General features: G+C 66.7%; 20 protein-coding genes and 1 other RNA gene. 8 read left to right on the top strand and 13 right to left on the bottom strand.

Annotated elements, in window-relative coordinates; genetic code table 11:
• Positions 1-57 precede the first annotated feature (57 nt).
• Positions 58-387, bottom strand: a complete 330-nt coding sequence (locus tag GGR33_RS16730) for a PilZ domain-containing protein (protein ID WP_183507257.1) — start codon at positions 385-387, stop codon at positions 58-60.
• Between the two features lie 177 nt (positions 388-564).
• Here GGR33_RS16730 and dapE point away from each other — a divergent pair, with 177 nt between their 5' ends.
• Positions 565-1,740: a succinyl-diaminopimelate desuccinylase gene (gene dapE / locus GGR33_RS16735; RefSeq protein ID WP_183507259.1), complete on the top strand. Its 1,176-nt coding sequence runs from the start codon at positions 565-567 to the stop codon at positions 1,738-1,740.
• On the opposite strand, the gene truA is transcribed toward dapE, so the two are convergent.
• The 3 genes from truA to GGR33_RS16750 are packed head-to-tail and all read right to left on the bottom strand — an operon-like array spanning position 1,716 to position 3,945.
• On the bottom strand, positions 1,716-2,483 hold the full coding sequence (gene truA, locus GGR33_RS16740; RefSeq protein ID WP_183507261.1) for a tRNA pseudouridine(38-40) synthase TruA: 768 nt from the start codon (positions 2,481-2,483) through the stop codon (positions 1,716-1,718). The genes dapE and truA overlap by 25 nt on opposite strands.
• Positions 2,483-3,412, bottom strand: coding sequence for a methionyl-tRNA formyltransferase (gene fmt, locus GGR33_RS16745; protein ID WP_183507263.1), 930 nt, complete (start codon positions 3,410-3,412; stop codon positions 2,483-2,485). The genes truA and fmt overlap by 1 nt, the downstream gene beginning before the upstream one ends.
• Positions 3,413-3,429: 17 nt before the next feature.
• A complete protein-coding gene (locus GGR33_RS16750; RefSeq protein WP_183507265.1) occupies positions 3,430-3,945 on the bottom strand; it encodes a peptide deformylase in 516 nt (171 codons plus the stop codon).
• Between the two features lie 208 nt (positions 3,946-4,153).
• On the opposite strand from GGR33_RS16750, the gene GGR33_RS16755 reads away from it, so the two are divergent.
• Positions 4,154-5,197 (top strand): alpha/beta fold hydrolase, encoded by a 1,044-nt coding sequence (locus GGR33_RS16755; protein WP_183507267.1) that lies wholly within the window; start codon positions 4,154-4,156, stop codon positions 5,195-5,197.
• Positions 5,198-5,245: 48 nt separating this feature from the next.
• Here the strand turns inward: GGR33_RS16755 and recR are convergent, their stop codons facing one another.
• Positions 5,246-5,851, bottom strand: coding sequence for a recombination mediator RecR (gene recR, locus GGR33_RS16760; protein WP_183507269.1), 606 nt, complete (start codon positions 5,849-5,851; stop codon positions 5,246-5,248).
• Positions 5,852-6,220: 369 nt separating this feature from the next.
• Here recR and GGR33_RS16765 point away from each other — a divergent pair, with 369 nt between their 5' ends.
• A complete protein-coding gene (locus GGR33_RS16765; protein ID WP_183507271.1) occupies positions 6,221-7,837 on the top strand; it encodes a phosphoenolpyruvate carboxykinase in 1,617 nt (538 codons plus the stop codon).
• A 73-nt stretch (positions 7,838-7,910) separates the two neighbouring features.
• On the opposite strand, the gene GGR33_RS16770 is transcribed toward GGR33_RS16765, so the two are convergent.
• Positions 7,911-8,144 (bottom strand): hypothetical protein, encoded by a 234-nt coding sequence (locus GGR33_RS16770; RefSeq protein WP_183507273.1) that lies wholly within the window; start codon positions 8,142-8,144, stop codon positions 7,911-7,913.
• A 639-nt stretch (positions 8,145-8,783) separates the two neighbouring features.
• A complete protein-coding gene (locus GGR33_RS16775; RefSeq protein ID WP_183507276.1) occupies positions 8,784-9,002 on the bottom strand; it encodes a hypothetical protein in 219 nt (72 codons plus the stop codon).
• Between the two features lie 21 nt (positions 9,003-9,023).
• Between GGR33_RS16775 and GGR33_RS16780 the strand changes: the two genes are divergently transcribed.
• The 3 genes from GGR33_RS16780 to GGR33_RS16790 all read left to right on the top strand — a co-directional run bounded on the left by GGR33_RS16780 (position 9,024) and on the right by GGR33_RS16790 (position 13,096).
• Positions 9,024-9,212, top strand: a complete 189-nt coding sequence (locus GGR33_RS16780) for a hypothetical protein (RefSeq protein WP_183507278.1) — start codon at positions 9,024-9,026, stop codon at positions 9,210-9,212.
• 426 nt (positions 9,213-9,638) lie between these two features.
• On the top strand, positions 9,639-10,928 hold the full coding sequence (locus GGR33_RS16785; protein ID WP_183507280.1) for a beta-barrel domain-containing protein: 1,290 nt from the start codon (positions 9,639-9,641) through the stop codon (positions 10,926-10,928).
• Entirely contained in the window at positions 10,925-13,096 is a 2,172-nt protein-coding gene (locus GGR33_RS16790; RefSeq protein ID WP_284210878.1) for a peptidase domain-containing ABC transporter, read from the top strand. Before GGR33_RS16785 ends, GGR33_RS16790 begins: the two co-directional genes overlap by 4 nt.
• Before the next feature lie 222 nt (positions 13,097-13,318).
• Here the strand turns inward: GGR33_RS16790 and GGR33_RS16795 are convergent, their stop codons facing one another.
• The 4 genes from GGR33_RS16795 to GGR33_RS16810 form a co-directional block, all read right to left on the bottom strand.
• Complete coding sequence (locus tag GGR33_RS16795) at positions 13,319-13,642, bottom strand: YbaB/EbfC family nucleoid-associated protein (RefSeq protein WP_183507282.1); 324 nt, start codon at positions 13,640-13,642, stop codon at positions 13,319-13,321.
• Between the two features lie 196 nt (positions 13,643-13,838).
• A complete protein-coding gene (locus GGR33_RS16800; protein WP_183507284.1) occupies positions 13,839-15,683 on the bottom strand; it encodes a DNA polymerase III subunit gamma/tau in 1,845 nt (614 codons plus the stop codon).
• Between the two features lie 57 nt (positions 15,684-15,740).
• An RNA gene (gene ffs / locus GGR33_RS16805) (signal recognition particle sRNA small type) lies at positions 15,741-15,837 on the bottom strand.
• A 63-nt stretch (positions 15,838-15,900) separates the two neighbouring features.
• Complete coding sequence (locus tag GGR33_RS16810; RefSeq protein WP_183507286.1) at positions 15,901-16,605, bottom strand: DUF4336 domain-containing protein; 705 nt, start codon at positions 16,603-16,605, stop codon at positions 15,901-15,903.
• Positions 16,606-16,699: 94 nt separating this feature from the next.
• Between GGR33_RS16810 and GGR33_RS16815 the strand changes: the two genes are divergently transcribed.
• On the top strand, positions 16,700-17,164 hold the full coding sequence (locus GGR33_RS16815) for a DUF5991 domain-containing protein (protein ID WP_183507288.1): 465 nt from the start codon (positions 16,700-16,702) through the stop codon (positions 17,162-17,164).
• Positions 17,165-17,182: 18 nt separating this feature from the next.
• Here the strand turns inward: GGR33_RS16815 and GGR33_RS16820 are convergent, their stop codons facing one another.
• Positions 17,183-17,446 (bottom strand): PepSY domain-containing protein, encoded by a 264-nt coding sequence (locus GGR33_RS16820; RefSeq protein ID WP_183507290.1) that lies wholly within the window; start codon positions 17,444-17,446, stop codon positions 17,183-17,185.
• 150 nt (positions 17,447-17,596) lie between these two features.
• Here GGR33_RS16820 and GGR33_RS16825 point away from each other — a divergent pair, with 150 nt between their 5' ends.
• The gene (locus GGR33_RS16825; protein ID WP_183507292.1) at positions 17,597-19,132 is read left to right on the top strand and encodes a YifB family Mg chelatase-like AAA ATPase; all 1,536 of its coding nucleotides are present in this window, start codon (positions 17,597-17,599) and stop codon (positions 19,130-19,132) included.
• Between the two features lie 79 nt (positions 19,133-19,211).
• Here GGR33_RS16825 and GGR33_RS16830 read toward each other — a convergent pair whose 3' ends face one another.
• Positions 19,212-19,883, bottom strand: a complete 672-nt coding sequence (locus GGR33_RS16830) for a GntR family transcriptional regulator (RefSeq protein ID WP_183507294.1) — start codon at positions 19,881-19,883, stop codon at positions 19,212-19,214.
• Positions 19,884-20,184: the final 301 nt, after the last annotated feature.

Genomic DNA, 20,184 nt, shown 5'->3' on the forward strand with positions numbered 1-20,184 from the left:
GGCCCGCGCGATAGTCGCGTCCAATGCGGTGCGCTCGCGACAGCCCCGCGGCTCGATCTAGCCTGCCTTCGGCGCGGGCTCGGCCTCGTCCTGTTCGAGGATCAGTCCGGCGAGGTCGCCGCGCTGCCAAGCGAGGCGCATCGGAAACCCGCTCGGTCGATTGCCCGTCACCAGCTTGAAGCGCTGCGGCAGCCGATTGCGGCCCGGTATCCCGATCCGGGCTCCGGTCGTCGACATGTCGCGTAGAACGCAGCGATACTCGATGCCGTCCGGGCAGACCGCGATGGCCGGGATCAGCACGGTCTTTCGATCGAGACCGCGGCGCTCCGCGGCCGATTCCGCGATGGGCGGCGCGGACGAGGAGGGGGAGAGGGGGATCGTCCGCATGAAGACACCACCTTGCGACGACGTGATCTCGCTCAGGTTGTCATCACCCGGTCCAACCCGGATCACAACACCTCTTGCGGGTTGTCCGCAGCCCAGCGTATCCGCGCCCATGCAATTGTGTTTTGCGAGCTTTTTTAACGCGCAGGCAAGGAATTGATGCGTGTTGCAGGTGACGGCATGAACCTCGATCCGCCATCCCCGATCTCGCTCGCCCAGGCGCTGATCCGGTGTGCCTCCGTGACGCCGGAGGAGGGCGGGGCGCTCTCCTTTCTCGACGACCTGCTCAGCGGGGTCGGCTTCCAGGTCGAGCGGCCGGTGTTTTCGGAGGCCGGTACGCCGGACATCGAGAACCTCTATGCGCGGATCGGCACGGGCAGCCCGTGCCTGCTCTTCGCCGGCCATACCGACGTCGTGCCGACGGGCGAGCCCTCCGCCTGGAGTCATGGCCCGTTCTCGGGCGAGGTCGCGGATGGCGTGCTCTACGGCCGCGGCGCCGTCGACATGAAGGGCGGGATCGCCTGCAAACTGGCCGCGACCCTCGCCTTTCTGCGCGAGCGGCCGGATTTTGCAGGCTCGATCGCCTTCCTGATCACCGGCGACGAGGAGGGGCCGGCGATCAACGGTACGGTGAAGCTGCTCGCCTGGGCGCGGGAGCGGGGCGAACGCTTCGACCATTGTCTGCTCGGTGAGCCGACCAACCCGAGTCGGCTCGGCGAAATGATCAAGATCGGCCGGCGCGGCTCGCTCACAGGCGCGATCACCGTCCACGGCCGTCAGGGCCATGTCGCCTATCCGCACCGGGCCGAGAACCCGATCCCCGGCCTGTTGCGTCTTTGCTCGGCCCTGATCGCCGAGCCGCTGGATGGCGGCACCGCGCATTTCGATGCGTCGAACCTCGAATTCACGACGGTCGACGTCGGCAACCCGGCCACCAACGTGATCCCGGCGAACGCGAAGGCAGTGTTCAACATCCGCTTCAACGACGATTGGAGCGCCCACACTCTCGGAGCCGAGATCCGTCGGCGCCTCGAAGAGGCCGCTGGCAATGCTGTTCGGTTCAGCCTTGACCTTCAGCCCTCGAATTCGCCGGCTTTCCTCACCGAGCCTGACAGGTTCGTGGACCTGGTCTCAAGAGCCATCACCGCTGAGACAGGCCTCACACCGAAGCTCTCGACGACGGGGGGCACCTCGGATGCCCGGTTCATCAAGGATGCCTGCCCTGTGATCGAGTTCGGCCTCGTTGGCGAGACCATGCACCAGGTCGACGAGTGCGTAGCGGTGGCCGACCTCGAGCGGCTGACCACAATCTATGCCCGCGTGCTGGAAGCCTATTTCCCGAAGGGCGGCTCGTAGTCGACGCCGACGAAGGTCAGCCCTTGCGCCGGGGCCATCGGCCCGCACCGGCTGCGGTCGGCCGAGGCGAGGATCTCGGCGACATCGTCGGCGCTGATCCGATTGCAGCCGGCGAGCATCAGCGTGCCGACCATGAAGCGGACCTGATGGTGCAGGAACGAGCGCGCCGAGGTCGCGACCACGATCTCGTCGTGCAGGCCCATGGTGCGGACTTCGATGTCCATCTGTTCCAGCGTGCGGATCGGGCTCGCAGCCTGGCACTCGGCCGCTCGAAACGCCGAAAAATCGTGACGCCCGAGTAGCCTTCGCCCGGCCTCATGCATGAGGCCGGCATCCAGCGGCCAAGGCACGTGCCAGACTTGCGCCCTCACAATCACCGGCGGCGGACGCCGGTTGAAGATCCGATAGCGGTAATGCCGACGGATCGCCCGATGGCGCGCGTCGAAATCCTCGCCGACGATCTCCGCACTGACGATCGAGACAGGGTGGGGGCGCAGATGCGCGTTGGTGGCGTCGCGCACCGTGTCGGTCCGCCACGGCTTGGCGAGATCGAGATGGGCGACCTGATGGATCGCATGAACGCCCGCATCGGTACGCCCGGCGCAGGTGAGACGCACCGTCTCTCCTGAGAAGCGATGCACAGCCGCCTCGACAACTCCTTGAACCGTCACTTCTTCCGGCTGGCGCTGCCAGCCGCAGAACGGGGCTCCGTCGTACTCGATGACCAGCTTGTAACGAGGCATCAGGCGAGGCGCGATCCGGGCAAGAGCCGCGCGCCGCGCAGGAAATCCGAGCCCGTCGCAGACCCGCCCTTGCCAGCGCGGCGCAGTTCGAGGAGCCGCACCGCGCCCTGGCCGCAGGCAACGGTGCAGGCCTCGTCGAGCAACGTACCGGGAGTGCCCGAACCTTCCACCCGAGCCGCACGCAGCACCTTCACGCGCTCCGCCCCCTTGCCGAGATCGGCCTGGAAGAACGCTCCCGGAAAGGGCGACAACCCGTTGATGTGGTTGGCGATCTCTTTCGCCGGCTGGGCCCAGTCGATCCGCGCTTCCTCGTTGGTGATCTTGTGGGCGTAAAGCACGCCCTCATCGGGCTGCGGCCTGAAGGCGAGGTCGCCGGCGGCCAACGCAGCGAGCGCCTGGCTCATCAGCTCGGCGCCGAGCGGCATCAGCGCATCGTGTAATTCGCCAGCCGTCATTCCCTCGGTGATCGGCAGGCGCCCTTCGAACGAGACCGGGCCGGTATCCAGTCCCTTCTCCATACGCATCACGCCGACACCACTCTCGGCATCGCCCGCCATGACCGCCCGCTGGATCGGAGCGGCTCCGCGCCAGCGCGGCAGCAGCGAGCCGTGCAGGTTGAGGCAGCCGTGGCGCGGCGCGTCGAGGATCGGCTCCGGAAGCAGCAGGCCGTAGGCGACGACGACCGCGATGTCGGCCTCGTGGGCCGCGAAGACACGCGCCGCCTCTTCCGTCCGAAGCGTGACGGGCGTGTGCACCGCGAGTCCCTCGCTCTCGGCCAAGGCATGGACTGGCGATGGTCTCAGGCTCATGCCACGGCCGGCCTTAGCGGGCGCGCGGGTGTAGACGGCGGACACCTCGTGACCGTCGGAGAGGATGCGCGCCAGTGTCGGCACGGCGAAGTCCGGCGTGCCCATGAAAACGACGTGCATGGCTTTATGGCCCCGCTTCAGGCGGCGTCGCGCTTGGCGGCCTTGGCGAACTTCTTGATGACCCGGTCGCGCTTGAGCTTCGACAGGTGATCGATGAACAGCACCCCATTGAGGTGGTCGATCTCGTGCTGCAAGCAGGTCGCGAGCAGGCCGTCGGCCTCCTTCTCGACGGTCTCGCCATCGAGGTTCATATAGCGAACCTTGACCCGGTCCGGCCGCTCGACCTCGCCGTAGAACTCTGGGATCGACAGGCAGCCCTCGTCGTAGACGCGCAGTTCTTCCGACGCCCAGACGATCTCGGGATTGATGAAAACCGTCGGATCGCGGGCCTCTTCCTCCTTATTGGTGTCGATCGTGACGACGCGCTTGGCCACGCCGATCTGGATCGCGGCAAGGCCGACGCCGGGCGCATCGTACATGGTTTCGATCATGTCTCGCGCGAGCACACGGATCTCGTCGGTGATCGTCGTCACCGGCTCGGATTTCTGGCGCAGGACGGGATCGGGCAGGATCACGAGAGGTCGAACGGTCATGACGGAGAGCGGGCTCGATTGCAGCGCCGCGAAGGCGCGCTGAAACAAGGCTTTCGCATACGGGCCGCCCCGCGGACGGTCAAATCCAGGAACCTCGCCACAGCCATGCCGCCGATCGAATAGCTGCGCCATCAAACCGGCACGCCGGGGAGCGATACTCGCCGTGTAGAGTTAGGCCCCGAACTCCGCGACAGCCCCAGGCTCAACCGTGTTCCCATTCGGCACCCGACGCAGCGCCAAGCGGGCCACCCGTCGCGGCCTGAGTCAGCTCGCGAAGCTCCTGAAAGCGCCGAGCAATGCCTCCGGTAAACGCGCAGCCGCCGCCAAGCCCCGCAAGGAGCCGGTGCGCAAGCCTCCGGGGCGTTTCGTCGAGATCAGGCAGTTGCGCGTCCATTACATCGTCAAGGGCAGGGGACGGCCGGTCGTGCTGGTGCACGGGAACGGCACCATGGCCGAGGATTTCCTGATCAGCGGCCTCATCGAGCGGCTCGCCACCCACTATCGCGTGATCGCGATCGACCGGCCCGGCTTCGGCTACACCGGACGGCCGCGCGCAAAAATCTGGACCGCCGCGGAGCAGGCGGAGCTGATCCATCACGTGCTGGCTGGGCTGAAGGTCAAGCGACCCCTCGTCGTCGGGCATTCCTGGGGGACGCTGGTGGCGTTGGCCCTGGCCGCGTCCGGTCTGCGCGAGCTGCGCGGTCTCGTGCTGCTCTCGGGCTATTATTACCCGAGCCGGCGCGCCGACGTGACGATGTCCAAAACCTTGGCGATGCCGGGCATCGGAGATGCCGCTCGCGCCATGATGAACCCGGCCATGGGACGGCTCGTCGCCGCGCAATCGTTCCGGCACGCGTTCCGACCGGAGATGGTGCCGCGGCGGTTCGAAACCGATTTTCCGGTCGAGATCGCCATGAGCGCCACCCAACTCCGTGCCGCGACGGAGGATGCCTCAACGATGAACGCGGCGGCAAAACAGCTCCAGCACACTTATGCCCGGCTAGAGCTCCCCGTCGCGATCCTCAGCGGCAGTGCCGATGCGGTCGTCGACCTTCACGAGCAGTCGCGCCGGCTCCACGGCGAGATCGGCGGCAGCTCCCTGAAGATCCTGCCCGGGCTCGGTCACATGATCCATTATGCCGGGATCGGGCCGATCGGCCGCGCGATCGATACGCTGATGTCGCCTGCCAGCACGGGTGGCCAGCCTGCGAGGCGGTCCGCAGCCTCGGCCCTTTCGCCACGATCCACCTGATCCGCCGGCGCGACATCGCCCCGAGAGAGGCGAGCCGGCCTCGCTCCCTCAGAACGCCGACCGGCTCCGGATCGCCGCCGAGAGCGTGCCCTCGTCGAGGTAATCCAGCTCGCCGCCGACCGGCACGCCGTGGGCGAGGCGGGTAATGGTCAGGCCGAGATGGCGCAGGGCATCGGTGACGTAATGCGCTGTCGTCTGGCCGTCGACAGTAGCGTTGAGCGCGAGAATGATCTCCTTCACCGCCGGATCACTCGCCCGCTCCACTAGGCGCTCGATGTTGAGATGCTCGGGGCGGACGCCGTCGAGCGCCGAGAGCACGCCGCCGAGGACGTGGTAGCGCGCGCTCACCGCACCCGAGCGCTCCAGCGCCCACAGGTCGGAGACATCCTCGACCACCACCAGCATCGAGGCATCCCGGCTGCCATCGCGGCAGATCGTGCACGGCTCGCTCGTATCGACGTTGCCGCAGGACGAGCAAACCACGATGCGCTCGGCGGCGATCCGCATCGCCTCCGCGAGCGGCCCGAGCAGGGTGTCGCGCTTCTTGATGAGCTGCAGCGCCGCGCGTCGTGCGGAGCGCGGCCCAAGCCCCGGCATGCGCGCCAGAAGCTGGATCAGGCGCTCGATCTCCGGGCCGGCGACGGATTGGGGCATGCGGGCTTGCGTCGTGTGGCGAGGGGACGGCTCGCGGCATACGACGCCGCGGCCCTCGCGCAAAGCGGCCCCGTCATCCCTGGCACCTGCGTCATTCCGGGGCGCCGAAGGCGGCCCCGGAATGACGGCTGAAATCAATCTTTCTGGATTGCATCGCCAGCGCAGCGTCACCTTCACCGGAATACCCTGTGGCGAGACAAAAAAAATTTGTGGTCGACCAAAAGTTCAGTTGACGGCAAACCGTCCTCGACCCAAGCCAGACAGGATCACGGGATGGTGAACCTGCGCGCGGCGGACCTGAACGACCGCGCGGACATCCCCGGAAGACAAGCATCCAGGCCGCGATCAGGGCCCCGAGGAGAAACGGACGTGAACAACATCGGCGACTTCAACGCGGGTCATGGCGCGGAAGCGATCGGCCTGCGCAACCTGGAAGCGGTCCATTGGAATCTCGAGGCGCCCCGCCTCTATGAGGAATCCCTGCGGCGCGGCGAGGCCGAACTCGCCCGTGGCGGCGCCATCGTCGCCAATACCGGCGCCCATACCGGCCGCTCTCCCAAGGACAAATACGTCGTGCGCGACGCCTCCACCGAGGATCAGGTCTGGTGGGAGAACAACGGCTCGATCACCCCTTCACAGTTCGAGACGCTCTACCAGGACTTTCTGGCCCATGCCGAGGGCAAGGAGCTGTTCGCGCAGGATCTGTTCGGCGGAGCCGACCCGGCAAACCGTGTGAAGGCGCGCGTCTTCACGGAACTCGCCTGGCACTCGCTCTTCATCCGCAACCTGCTGATCCGTCCCGAGCGCGAGGCGATCGCCTCCTACGTGCCGGACATGACGATCATCGACCTTCCGAGCTTTCAGGCCGATCCGGCCCGGCACGGCTGCCGCTCCAAGACCGTCATCGCCATCGACTTCACCAAGAAGATCGTTCTGATCGGCGGCTCGGCCTATGCCGGCGAGATGAAGAAGTCTGTCTTCACCTATCTCAACTACATCCTGCCCGGTAAGGGCGTGATGCCGATGCATTGCTCGGCCAATGCCGCCCTCGACGAGGCCGGTGACTCGGCCCTGTTTTTCGGCCTCTCCGGCACCGGCAAGACCACGCTGTCCAACGATTCTTCGCGCCAGCTCATCGGTGACGACGAGCATGGCTGGTCGAACGAGGGCATCTTCAACTTTGAGGGCGGCTGCTACGCCAAGACCATTCGGCTCTCCCGCAACGCCGAGCCCGAGATCTACGCCACGACCGAGCGTTTCGGCACGGTGATGGAGAACGTGGTCATCGACCCACTCTCGCGCATTCCGGATTTCGACGATGCCTCGCGCACCGAGAATACCCGCTGTGCCTATCCGCTCGACTTCATCGCCAATGCCAGCGCCACGGGCCGGGCCGCGCATCCGAAGAACATCGTGATGCTGACCTGCGACGCCTTCGGCGTGATGCCGCCGATCGCCAAGCTCACCGGCGCCGAGGCGATGTACCACTTCCTGTCCGGCTACACCGCCAAGGTGGCCGGCACGGAGCGCGGCCTCACGGGACCGGAGGCGACCTTCTCGACCTGCTTCGGCGCGCCATTCATGCCGCGTCACCCGAGCGTCTACGGCAACCTGCTGCGCGAGCTGATCGCCAAGCACCACGTCGATTGCTGGCTGGTGAATACCGGCTGGACCGGCGGCGCCGTCGGAACCGGCCGGCGCATGCCGATCCGCGTGACGCGTCGGCTGCTTTCGGCGGCCCTCGACGGCTCGCTCTCGAAAGCCGAGTTCCGGCGCGACCCGTATTTCGGCCTCGCGGTGCCGGAATTCGTGCCGGGCGTCGAGCCGCACGTGCTCTCTCCGGTCAAGACCTGGCAGAACAAGGCCGCCTTTGCCGAGACCGCGACCCGGCTCGTCGGGATGTTCAAGGAGAACTTCAAGCGGTTCGAGGCGCATGTCGATGATGACGTGCGCGCCGCAGAGCCGGTGGCCTCGATCGCCGCTTGAGTTGCTGAAAATGAAGAGGCGGCAGCGAGGAAGGGGAGATCCTCGCTGCCGCCGATCGCTGAGGCGATACGGCTTACTTGCCGAGGCCGACGCTGCCGGTCACGCCGCCGACGACGCCACCCACCGCACCGAGCACGGTGCCGAGCAGGCCGCTCACGAGGCCGCCGACCTGATCGACCGTGCCGGACACGGCACCGAGTTCCTGGCTCAGGTCCACCGTGGCGCCAACGCCCACGCCGAGGCCACCACCGACGGCATCCAGCTCCGAAGCGTTGAGCTCACGGATGGTCTCGATGTTCTGCGACATAAATATTCTCCTGAAATGATAGGCTATAAGCAAGGTATTCTTTTGAGAATATCCCGCTTCAAACCTCATCACGAAGCGCTGGTTACGCGTCGCCCATCAACGGGACCATTCCCGGAGGCAGGGATCAACCCAGTTTCCTGCCACGTTTATGGCAGGTCCGGCGGATCTGATCTTTCCCAGGCCGTCCGGAGCCATCGCAAGCGATGGCCCATCCGACCGATACCGTTGAGGTTTTCAGGATCGTTGCACCGCAGCATCGGGCCGCTATCGTCTGCCCGGGCAAACCGTCGAGCGCTTGCGAGTTAGCCGCCGTAAGCCACTGTCAATGCAGCATTTTCCCAGACATGTGCGTCAGCACGCCGCAGGCTAAGGTTGCGCGGCGGCAAATTTGGGCACCGAGGAAGCCTGCAAACGGCCACGCTCGATCCGGGGCTACGCGCCAACACCGTAGTATTCTTGCCGAAATTCGGATCCGGCGCGGCGAGCCGTCAGGTTGCCGGATGGCCAACCGAATTGGGCGCGAGCTGGTTATGAGCCCAGCCGAACCTTGGCAGAAAAAAGGCAAATCAGGGCAGCGAGGCTCGGTCCGACCAACAGCCGATGCTGAGGCTGCTGGCCGGATCCGGGGCTGACTGCCGTCTATTTCCTTGCGAGGCCGCCGAGCGAGCCGAGCAGGCCGCCCGCGAGGTCCTCGACGAGGCCGCGCACGTTCGCGACGCCTCCGGCCGGGATCGAATGGACGGTGTCGATCAATTCGTTGAGGCCGCCGACGCTCACCGAGAGCGCGGACTGGCCACCGCCGACCTGATCGAGTTCGGTCAGGCTGAGCTCACGAGTGGTCTCGAAGTCCTGCGACATAAATATTCTCCGGTTCGATCCATGCACGACGAGGATTTAACCTCAGTCGCGGAAGAAGCATCTGCTCGTCTTCTTCTGAAAACATTCCAACACGCAAAATACAAAGCTGCAACACGACCGGATTTTAGCCACATCGATTGCTTCGGCGGTCACGAACGCGTGAATTTGAGAGAATTTCTCTCTCCTTCATCTCAGGCAACGGCGCAGTGAACGACGGTCACGGCTCATAAGGCGCCCCTCGATCCAACCGGCATCACCGCAGCCTGAACGCATGGGAAAGACGCTCCAACACGTTCCGATCGATGGGCTTTTCTGAAAGGAGTGCGGCGGGGTGCCGCAGCCGTCCATTGCGTCGAAGTCTCAAGTTCGCGATCATCGAGAGAAGAAATTTGCAGATAATTCAGTTTCAGAACCCCCGCAGATCGATCTTCCTGCCGACCCTATAGTTCTCGGCAGAAACATCCTCGTTTACATTGAGACCGTGGGCGGTTTTCTCCTCGGAAATTCAACCGAGCCGGCCGCCGGGACCTGCACATGACTGCAGGACATGCGCTCGGATTGCGTGGCGGTGCCTCTTGTGAGAAGCGGGCGCCGGGAAACGCCCCGCGCAGTCCCTGCGCGTCGTCACAGGTGTTCATGTCCACGCCGCTGTTCCGCAAAGAGGTTTCCGAGGCGCGCCGCAATGCGTGGCTCGGCGAGGCACAGATCGTCCAACCCCTTCCGATCCGCATCGTGGCCTATGTCTGCATCGGTCTCGTCGTCGCGACGCTCCTGTATGCCGTGCTTGGCAGCTACACCCGCCGCGTCCATGCCCAGGGGCTGCTGGCTCCGGATGTCGGACTGATCACCGTGGCCAGCCCCGTCGCGGGGCGCGTCAGCGCCTCGGGCGTCAAGGAAGGCGATCGGGTCGAGCAGGGTCGGCTTCTCTATACCGTGGACGTCGATGCGGTTTCGGCCAGCGGGCCGACACAGGAGCGCGTCATCGCGCAGCTCGGCCGGCAGAAGGAGAGCATGGAGGAGCAGCGCCGCCTGCGCGCCTCCATGGCGGGCACCGAGAAGCGCTCGCTACAGGAGCAGATCGCCAATCTCGAAGCCCAATCCGACCAGATCAAGCAGCAGGTCGAGCTTCAGGAGAAGCTGGTGCCGCCGCTCAAGGCCCGCGCCGATGAGCTGGCCTCCGCCGTCTCGCGGGGCTTCGCCCGCGCGGCGGATTTCCAGAACCAGAACTATCTCTTCATGCAATCGAGCTCGCAGCTCGCGCAGTTCCGTCAGGGCGCCCTTCAGATCGAGGGCAAGCTCGGTGACCTGAAGGCGCAGTTCGCCTCCTTCGACGAGAAGCTCGCCAAGGATCTCGCCGAGATGGATCGTGCCGCCGCGCAGCTCGAACAGCAGAAGGCGGAGAGCGAGGCCAAACGGGCCATCGAGATCCGCGCCCCGGAAAAGGGCATCCTCACCTCGATCCGCGCCCAGCCCGGCCAGAGCGTCGCGGCCGGCGCCACCCTGCTGACCCTGTTGCCGAGCGAGGGCCGGCTCCAGGCGAACCTGTTCGTGGATTCCTCGGCCATCGGCTTCATCGAGACCGGCGCCAGTGTGATGCTGCGTTACGCCGCCTTCCCGTTCCAGCGCTTCGGCCTCTATCGGGGCGTCGTCACCGAGGTGACCCGCGCTCCGCTCGAAGGCGAGGACGCCCCCGAGGAAATGAAGCGGAAGAGCAACGGCGGCGTCTACCGCATCGTGGTCAAGCCCGACGAGGACGGCGTCATGGCCTATGGCGAGCGGCGCCGGCTGGAGGCCGGGATGCGCGTCGAGGCCGATATCGCGCTGGAGCAGCGCGCCCTCTACCGCTGGCTGCTCGACCCGCTCTACCGCGTGAAGCGCAGCGTCGACCTCGTAACGGATGGCGGCAGTCAGGGGCTCGCCAAGTGAAGCTCCTCGACGGCATCTCCCAGGCCGGCCTGCAATTCGGATTCGGCCGGCGCCTGCCCGTGATCCTGCAGGCGGAGGCGGCCGAATGCGGCATGGCCTGCCTCGCCATGTTGCTCGGCTTCCACGGCCGCGAGACCGATCTCGGAGCCCTGAGGAGGCGTCACGCCCTATCGCTCAAGGGCATGACGCTGAGGAACCTGATCGACCTGTCCGGCACGATGGGCCTGGCGACGCGCGCTCTGCGGATCGAGCTGAAGGATCTCGCTCGCCTCAAGACGCCGTGCATCCTGCACTGGGGCCTCAACCATTTCGTGGTGCTGGCCTCGATCAATCGCGGCGGCATCGTCATCCACGATCCCGCCCGCGGCCGGCGCAGGCTGACCCTGGACGAGGCCTCGCGCGATTTCACCGGCGTCGCGCTGGAGGTGACGCCGAACCAGAGTTTCGTGCGCGAGAAGACGGTCAAGGGCCTCGCGCTGGGGGATCTCTTCCGAAACCTGCGCGGTATCCGCCCGGCGATGATGTCGATCCTGGCGCTCTCGATCGGCATCGAACTCGTCAACATCCTGATGCCGATCGCCTCGCAGATCGTCATCGACGAGGTCATCGTCAACGCGGATCTCGACCTGCTCCTCGTCGTCGCGCTCGGGCTCGCGCTGCTGCTGCTGATACAGCTCGCGCTCGGCGTCGCCCGGACCTGGGCGATCATGCTGACGGGCACCAAGCTGAACTATCAATGGTCCGGCAGCTTGTTCGACCATCTTTCGCGGCTGCCCCTCGACTACTTCGAAAAACGGCATGTCGGCGACGTAATCTCGCGCTTCGGCTCGCTCGCCACGATCCAGAAGGGTCTGACCACCGACCTCGTCCAGGCCGTGCTCGACGGCGTGATGTCGATCGGCATGCTGATCATGCTGTTTCTCTACGGCGGCTGGTTGGCCCTGGTGGCCCTGCTCTCCACCGCGGTTGCAGCCGGCCTGCGGGTGGCCGCCTACAACGCCTACAAGGAGGGCACCGAGGAGGCGATCGTCGCCGAGGCGCGCCAGCAGACGCATTTCATCGAGACCGTGCGCGGCATGGCGAGCGTGAAGCTGCTGGGGCTGCGCGAGCGCCGCCGCGGCACCTGGATGAACCAGTTTGTCACCGCGCTGAACGCCCGGCTGCGGCTCCAGCGCCTCGACCTCGTCTTCGGCCGCGCCAGCGAGCTGCTGGCCGGCGCCGACCGGCTGATCCTGCTCGTGCTCGGCGCGCGCGCCGTGATCGACCAGTCGATGTCGCTCGGCATGCTCGTGGCCTTCCTGACATACCGCGACCAGTTCTCGAGCCGCGTCGGCAACCTGATCAATTCCGGCTTCCAGCTGCGCATGCTGAACGTGCAGACCGATCGGCTCTCCGACATCGTCATGACCGATCCGGAAGAGCCGGCCCAGGCAGTCCCGAAGGCCGTGGAGGCACCGGCGATCCCCGGCGCAGCGCGCGGCTCCATCGTCGCGAACGGCCTGTCGCTGCGCTATGGCGCCGACGAGCCCTGGGTGTTTCGCAATCTCAGCTTCCAGGTCGCACCGGGGACCTGCTTCGCCATCATCGGCCCCTCGGGCTGCGGCAAGAGCTCGGTGATGAAAATCCTGATGGGCCTGCTCTCGGCGACCGAGGGCAACGTCCTGATCGACGGGCGCGACATCAAGGCGGTGGGAGCGGCCGCATATCGCAAGCGCATTGCCGGCGTGATGCAGAGCGATGGGCTGTTCGCCGGCTCCATCGCCGAGAACATCGCCTGTTTCGACGAGCATCCCGACCCGGCTTGGATCGAGGAATGCGCCGCCCGCGCGGCGATCCTCAACGATATCCGCAAGACGCCGATGGGCTTCGAGACGCTCGTCGGCGACATGGGTTCGACCCTGTCCGGCGGTCAGAAGCAGCGCGTCATCCTCGCCCGCGCGCTCTACCAGCGCCCAGAAATCCTCTTCCTCGACGAGGCGACCAGCGCGCTGGACGAGCCCACAGAGGCGGCGATCGCCCAGGCCCTACGCGAGTTCAAGATGACCCGCGTCATCGTCGCCCACCGCCCGGCGACCATCGCGCATGCCGATCACGTGCTGGAATTCGAGCGGTTGCTGCCGGCGCCGGGACCGGCGCTTCCCGCAAGGGCTGCCGCACCGGTCGCGTAAGGCCGCTCAGCGCGCGCCTTCGCCGACCACCGAGAACGGTCCCCAATAGGCGGGGTAGGCGCTCTGCGGAGCCGAGCCGTCGTTCACGTAGCCGAGCATCGCCTGGCGCAGGGTCTCAGCGCGACCGACATGGCGAACCAGGCACAGGTTCAGATGGAGCGAGGATGCCGGGCGTGCGACATCACAAGCGTCCTCACGCCGTTTCGCGACTCCGGCGCGAAATCAGAACGGCAGCTTCATGCCCGGGGGAAGCGGCAGGCCCTTGGTCAGCTCGGCCATCTTCTCCTGGGCGGTCGCCTCGGCCTTGCTCCGGGCGTCGTTGATCGCGGCGACGATGAGATCCTCGAGGATCTCGCGCTCGTCCGGGATCATCAGCGACGGGTCGATGGCTACGCCCTTGACCATCCCCTTAGCCGTCATGGTCACGCTGACCGCGCCGCCGCCAGAGGCGCCGCTCACCTCGACAGTGTCGAGCTCGCCCTGCAGGGAAGCCATCTTCTCCTGCATGGCCTGAGCCTGCTTCATGATACCCATGATGTCGCGCATGAGATGGAAAATCCTTCGGTTCGCACTGCCGGCGGCATCGTCTGTGAGACTCGGTCGGCGGGTGCCTTCTATGTCTTGGACGAGGTTACGAGTCCAAGCGTCGCCATGAAGATCTGGGCGGTCTTGGGCATTGCGGCGGTGCGCCGCGGCACCGGCGATACACTGAGCCGGCGCGACGTCCCTGCCGCGGCCTGGATCAGATCTCGTCGTCGGATTCGTCGTCACCCGTGGCATCGGGAGGCGGTGGGGGCACTTCCGTCACGTCGGCGGCCGCTTCCTGTGCCTTGTCGCGCACGTCGACGATCTGGGCGCCGGGGAAGCGGGCCAACACCTCACGCACCAGCGGGTGGCTCGCCGCGTCGCGATGGCGGTTTTCCTCCAGTTCGCGAGCGGCGGCGGCGAGCGTCGGCGCACCGGCCTCTCTCGATACGCTGACCAGCCAATTGCGACCTGTCCATTGCTGGAGCGCCTTGGACAGGTCGACCGGTAGGCTCGACTTCGCGCCCTGGCCGAGGCGCAGCTCGATCCGCCCTTCCTCGAAGCGCACGAGATGCACGTCGCGTTCGAGGGCGATTTTCAGGGTGATGTCGCGGCGCTCGGCGGCGAGCGCCACCACGTCCTCGAAGCGGCCGAGACGCGGGCCCTGCGGTTGCGGAGAGGCCGCGACGACGGCCTCCGGCGCGGGGGCAGGACGCGGCATCGCCGAACCGCCCGGCACGGCGGAGAGCTGAGGTCTCGGGGTATCCTGCAGCGAGGCACGTGGAGCAGGGAGAGGACGTCCGCCGCCTTCTGCGCCGGGGCCGGCACCGGACGCCGTGTCGCTCCGCAGGCTGCGCAAGGCCTCGTCGGGCGTCGGCAGGTCGGCGGCATAGGCGAGGCGCACGAGCGCCATCTCGGCGGCCGCGAGAGGGCGCGGCGCGGCCTGCACCTCGGGGATCGCCTTGAGCAGGATCTGCCAGGCGCGCGACAGTGCCCGCACCGGGAGTTTCTGGGCGAACTCGGCTCCGCGCGTACGCTCGACGTCGCTGAGCGAGGGATCGGCGGCGGCGGCCTCGGGCACCAACTTCAGGCGCGTGACGAGATGGGTGAACCCGGCAAGGTCCGAGAGCACAACCCCCGGATCGGCGCCGGAATCGTATTGCGAGCGCAACTCGCCGAAGGCGGCGGGAATGTCGCCGCGCATGGTAGCTTCGAAAAGGTCGACGACGCGGCCGCGATCGGCGAGGCCGAGCATGTCGCGCACCGAGGCCGCGCTCACCACTCCGGCGCCGTGGGCGATGGCTTGGTCGAGCAGCGAGAGCGCATCGCGCACCGAGCCTTCGGCCGCGCGCACGATGGCGGCGATCGCCTCGGGCTCCACCTCGACGCTCTCGGCCGCGCAGATCTTCTTGAGGTGCTCGGAGAGGACGTCCGCCTCCACGCGGCGCAGGTCGAAACGCTGGCAGCGCGAGAGAATCGTCACCGGGACCTTGCGGATCTCGGTGGTGGCGAAGACGAATTTCGCGTGGGGCGGCGGCTCCTCGAGCGTCTTCAGGAAGGCGTTAAACGCCTTCTCCGAGAGCATGTGGACCTCGTCGACGATGTAGACCTTGTAGCGCGCCGAGACCGGTCCGTAGCGGATGCCGTCGATAATGCCGCGAACGTCGTCGATGCCGGTATGCGAGGCGGCGTCCATCTCCAGCACGTCGAGATGGCGCGATTCCATGATCGCCTGGCAGTGCAGGCCGAGTTCCGGCATCTCCACGGTGGGGCCGGTATCGGGATGGCCAGAGCGGAGGTAGTTCAGGCCACGGGCGAGGATGCGGGCGGTGGTCGTCTTGCCAACGCCGCGCACGCCCGTGAGCATCCAGGCCTGCGGAATACGGTTCGCCTCGAACGCGTTGGCCAGCGTGCGCACCATGGCGCCCTGGCCGATCAGGTCGTCGAAGGTCTGGGGACGGTACTTGCGGGCGAGCACCCGGTAAGGCGTGACGGCGGGTGCCGGAGCCGGCACGCCGGGGAATCCCGGCTCGTCGATCAGCGTGCCGAGGGTGTCGTCCATGCCGCTTCGAATGTCGGGTTGTGCCCCCCCTGGGGCGGCGCGCTCGCCGGGGGCGAGGGTGGGAGGCTGGACAAAGACCCGCTCGGTCTCGTTAGGGCTGCTTCCTTCCGGACCTGACCCGGTTGGCGAGTGAAACGTCCCTCGCCAACCTCCCGAAGCCGTATATGGCCGGGCCGCGCGGGCGATGCAAGCCGGATCGGGCCTCGATGCCGCCTCGTCACATGAGCCAAGCAAAGGCTCGCCGGATGAAGGCGCGACCGTCCTCCAGGACCGGTGTGCCGTGGGCCATTACGACCTTCTCAGCGGGCCAAGCCAGGATGCGTTCGATGGCGGCACGCGCACTGGCGCGATTGGTGAACGCCAGCCGGAACTTGCGGGGTACCGACGGTTCGTCTGCCGTCATCAGATCCCATCGCGCGATCAGGGCACGCCAGCCCCTGAACCATCCCGGCGGAAACTGCTGGAGGAGATCTGCGAACAGGACGGTGCGGCTCGCACGATGGAAGAACACGACCTCCGTCGTGATCCAGCTGCCTCGAACGACGACAAGGTCGAGGTCGTCGCGCCATATCACTGCCGACTGCTCCGTCAGCTCGCCGTCGAAGGCGAGATCCCTACGTTTCTCGGCCAAGCCGAATGGCGCATGCAGCCTGGCGCTCGGATAGGCCAGCCGCCACTCCGACAGAAAGACGTGGTGGAGCGAATTCGGCGCGACGAGATGCCGGACTTCGCTCAAACCGTTCACCGCGCTGCGGATCTCCGCGGAGAGCGCGATGGGCGACCAGACCAGCAGCCCGCCATCCGACAGCCGGATCACGGCCATGCGGGTCGGATAGTGAAATCCGATCGCCGCGGTGACGATTGGGCCGTCGACAAGCCACAATCCTGGGCCGAATTCCTGCAGCGACGGATCGCATCCCATGGCGCCTCGATCTCCGCAGGCGATTCCGGATGCCGGATTTTGACCACATGGATCACCATCGTCGCCCCGAACTTTGCGAACTCGTCGGGACACCATGAGACAGCTCGGAACCGCCATCCTCGCCATCGCCATGCTTGGCGGAGCACACCCGCAAGCGCAGTCGGGAGACGCTGCCGCTTGGAAGGGCGCCTATCGGTACGCGTTCGACGGTGGCAGAACGGCCGGCGGGTCGCCGATCCTGATCACCTACGATCTCGCCGTGGTGCCGGGCGCCGCGCGCGGCGGATGCCTGCTTTCGGCCAGCGGCTTCCAGGCCGACGAGCGCATCGTCTGCCACTCAAGCGGTGATGCGAAGGCATTAACCGTGACGTTCCACGGTTACGAGGACGGCCGGACCGTCAACAAGTACGGCGTCGCCATCTACAAGCCGGGCCAGACCCTCTTCACGCTGGAGCGCGAGCAGGGCGGCACGATGCTGACCCAATGGGACGGATTTCGCCCGGACCTGCCGGCGGCAGCCGCCAATCCGGGCGAGTACTTCAAGGCGATCAGGCGCTGATCGCCGCTGAGGTGCTTGTCACTCCGCCTTGCGCTTGATGATCTCGAAGGTCTTGGGATCGAGCTTCAGATCAGACTTCTTGCCGTTCGCGTCGATGGCGTCGTCCACCTCGATCACGCCGTCGTCCAGCTCGATCTCCTTCCACTTGGTGAAGCCCTGCTGCTTGAGGACTTCTTCGACCTTTGTCTGCTGGTCGGCGGGCAGCTTCTGGTCGGCGAGAGCGGGCAGCGCGAGGGCGAGCGACAGGGCGATTACGGATAGGCCGAGGGCGCGAGCGGACATGTGAGCTCTCCGGATGTGAGGGAACGGCGTTCGAACGGTCCAAATCCGACACATGTTCCGCCACCGTCCCCAGCGCGACGACAGCCTGCGGTTGTCACCGTTTGGCTCCATGCCTAAGCTTCCGGCGGGACAAGGGGCTCGCTTTTCGCCATGGTCACGCGCGTCGCCACCGTGGCGTTCGAGGGGATCGAGGCGCGTGCCGTCGACGTCCAGGTGCAGATCGCGCCGGGCATGGTCGCCTTCAACGTCGTCGGCCTCCCCGACAAGGCCGTTGCCGAATCCCGCGAGCGGGTGCGCTCGGCGTTGATCGCATCGGGGCTGGCCCTGCCGGCCAAACGCATCACTGTGAACCTTGCGCCCGCCGACCTGCCCAAGGAGGGCTCACACTACGACCTGCCGATCGCGCTCGGAGTGATGGGAGCCATCGGCGCGCTGCCGAGCGACGCGCTGGCCGGCTATTGCGTCCTCGGGGAGCTCGCGCTCGATGGATCGCTCACCGCCGTCTCCGGCGTGCTGCCGGCAGCGATGGCGGCGAACGAGCGCGGCCTCGGCCTGATCTGTCCTGCCGCCTGCGGGCCGGAGGCAGCTTGGGCGGCCGGCGACATGGACGTGCTGGCACCGCGCTCGCTGATCCAGCTCGCCAACCACTTCAAGGGCAGCCAAGTGATGGCGCGGCCGGTGGCCGCCATCGCCGCAACGAGCGGGCCGCTGCCGGATCTGCGCGACATCAAGGGCCAGGAGGGTGCCAAGCGTGCCTTGGAGATCGCCGCGGCCGGCGGCCACAATCTCCTGATGAACGGGCCTCCTGGAGCCGGCAAGTCGATGCTGGCCGCCCGGTTGCCCTCGATCCTGCCGGCGCTGTCGCCGCGAGAATTGCTCGAAGTCTCGATGATCCAGTCGGTGGCCGGGCAGATCAAGGGCGGTGCGCTCTCTAACCGGCGGCCGTTCCGGCAACCGCACCACTCGGCCTCGATGGCGGCGCTAGTCGGCGGCGGCATCAACGCGCGGCCGGGCGAGGCCTCGCTCGCCCATGGCGGCGTGCTGTTTCTCGACGAGCTGCCGGAGTTCCAGCCGCAGGTGCTCGACTCGCTGCGCCAGCCGATGGAGACCGGCGAGGTGATGATCGCGCGCGCCAATCACCGCGTCACCTATCCGGCCCGCTTCCAGCTTGTTGCCGCGATGAACCCATGCCGCTGCGGGCAGGCGCTGGAGCCGGGCTATGCCTGCCGGCGCGGGCCGAACGAGCGCTGCATGGCGCAGTACGGCGCGCGCATCTCGGGTCCGCTGCTCGACCGCATCGATCTGCGCATCGAGGTCGGCGCTGTGACCGCCGCCGACCTGATCCTGCCGCCGCCGACGGAAGGATCGCGGGAAACGGCCGCCCGCGTCGCCGCTGCGCGCGAACGCCAGACCGAGCGCTTCGCCGAGCACGGCCTCGGGCCCGCGACCACGAATGCTACCTGTCCTGCAACGGTCATCGAGGCCGTGGCCGCGCCGGATGCCGACGGCACCGCCCTGATCCGCGACGCCGCCGAGACGATGCGCCTGTCGGCCCGCGGCTTCCATCGGACGCTGCGGGTGGCGCGGACCCTGGCCGATCTCGACGGCGAGGAGAGGGTGCGGCGCATCCATCTGGCCGAGGCGCTGTCGTACCGGGCTCGGGCGGACAAGCCGGTTACGGCCTGAGGCGGTCAGAACCGCGCGCGGAAATTGTCATGACGTCCAATTTCGCGGGACATCGACCTCACGCCGTCGGGTCGCGAGGCTAACCCTCCGTCTGCTCGGCGATGTAGCGGCCGAGCGCGCTCGCGGCATTGAGCATGTGAGCCCGCATGTGCCGGGCTGCGGATTCGCCGTCACCTTGGGCCATGGCGGCGAGGATTGCGCCGTGCTCGTCGCGGGAGAAACGGATGCGCTCGCCGTGGCGCAGTTGTGTCCGGCGAAAAGCCGAGAGCCGCCAGCGGATACCGAGGGCCTGTTCGGCCATGAAGGCGTTGTGGGTCGCCTGATACAGCGTCTCGTGGAAGGCTCGGTTGAAGGCGTCGTAGGCGTCGACGTCGCCGGCGGCGACGATCGCGGCCGAGGATTCGTGCAGATCAATCAAGCGGCTCCGTTCGAGAAGCGTCATGCGGTAGGTCGCCAAGCGCGTGCACATCGCCTCGATCTCGGCGGTGGTCTCGAACATGTCGGCGATCCGCTCGGGCGTCATCCGCGTGACGACGGCACCGCGGCGCGGCCGTAGCTCGACGAGGCCGTTGAAGGCGAGCTGACGCAGGGCCTCGCGGACGGGGGTGCGCGAGGCACCGAAGCGCGATGCGAGCTCCTGCTCGTCCAGCGCAGTGCCGGCAGCGAGGCTACCCGAGGTGATCGCATCGGTCAGCGCATTGTGGATGCGGTCCGAGAGCAGCTCGCGCTCCTCGATCACTTCACCTTCCATCGCCCGCGCCCTCGCTTCGCCCTGCACCGACCTGAGCCGACGCGCAACCTAAGCGTCAAGCCATGCGGCGAGCCGCCATCCCCCGTCCTTGCGATTTTTGGTGAAGCCCGGCCGTCGCTGTGAGAGGGTCTCGAGACATATCCCTCGCACGACCGGCACGAGCCGGCGGCGGTCTTCATCCATGAATACGCGAGGAAATGTTCTGCACGTTTCCGTATTCATAACGCCACGAGATCGCTTGAAAATATACGAAACTGTGCAAGATTGCGCAAATTCGCATCCGCAAGAGATGCACGCAAAA

The organism is Methylobacterium brachythecii (assembly GCF_014196345.1).
Taxonomy (GTDB): Bacteria; Pseudomonadota; Alphaproteobacteria; order Rhizobiales; family Beijerinckiaceae; genus Methylobacterium; species Methylobacterium brachythecii.

Bases quoted from the DNA above. Each gene is read 5' to 3' on its own strand.
- GGR33_RS16730 (WP_183507257.1), bottom strand. From the start codon at position 387: ATGCGGACGATCCCCCTCTCCCCCTCCTCGTCCGCGCCGCCCATCGCG.
- dapE (WP_183507259.1), top strand. From the start codon at position 565: ATGAACCTCGATCCGCCATCCCCGATCTCGCTCGCCCAGGCGCTGATC.
- truA (WP_183507261.1), bottom strand. From the start codon at position 2,483: ATGCCTCGTTACAAGCTGGTCATCGAGTACGACGGAGCCCCGTTCTGC.
- fmt (WP_183507263.1), bottom strand. From the start codon at position 3,412: ATGCACGTCGTTTTCATGGGCACGCCGGACTTCGCCGTGCCGACACTG.
- GGR33_RS16750 (WP_183507265.1), bottom strand. From the start codon at position 3,945: ATGACCGTTCGACCTCTCGTGATCCTGCCCGATCCCGTCCTGCGCCAG.
- recR (WP_183507269.1), bottom strand. From the start codon at position 5,851: ATGCCCCAATCCGTCGCCGGCCCGGAGATCGAGCGCCTGATCCAGCTT.
- GGR33_RS16770 (WP_183507273.1), bottom strand. From the start codon at position 8,144: ATGTCGCAGAACATCGAGACCATCCGTGAGCTCAACGCTTCGGAGCTG.
- GGR33_RS16775 (WP_183507276.1), bottom strand. From the start codon at position 9,002: ATGTCGCAGGACTTCGAGACCACTCGTGAGCTCAGCCTGACCGAACTC.
- GGR33_RS16780 (WP_183507278.1), top strand. From the start codon at position 9,024: ATGCACGACGAGGATTTAACCTCAGTCGCGGAAGAAGCATCTGCTCGT.
- GGR33_RS16785 (WP_183507280.1), top strand. From the start codon at position 9,639: ATGTCCACGCCGCTGTTCCGCAAAGAGGTTTCCGAGGCGCGCCGCAAT.
- GGR33_RS16795 (WP_183507282.1), bottom strand. From the start codon at position 13,642: ATGCGCGACATCATGGGTATCATGAAGCAGGCTCAGGCCATGCAGGAG.
- GGR33_RS16800 (WP_183507284.1), bottom strand. From the start codon at position 15,683: ATGGACGACACCCTCGGCACGCTGATCGACGAGCCGGGATTCCCCGGC.
- GGR33_RS16810 (WP_183507286.1), bottom strand. From the start codon at position 16,605: ATGGGATGCGATCCGTCGCTGCAGGAATTCGGCCCAGGATTGTGGCTT.
- GGR33_RS16815 (WP_183507288.1), top strand. From the start codon at position 16,700: ATGAGACAGCTCGGAACCGCCATCCTCGCCATCGCCATGCTTGGCGGA.
- GGR33_RS16820 (WP_183507290.1), bottom strand. From the start codon at position 17,446: ATGTCCGCTCGCGCCCTCGGCCTATCCGTAATCGCCCTGTCGCTCGCC.
- GGR33_RS16825 (WP_183507292.1), top strand. From the start codon at position 17,597: ATGGTCACGCGCGTCGCCACCGTGGCGTTCGAGGGGATCGAGGCGCGT.
- GGR33_RS16830 (WP_183507294.1), bottom strand. From the start codon at position 19,883: ATGGAAGGTGAAGTGATCGAGGAGCGCGAGCTGCTCTCGGACCGCATC.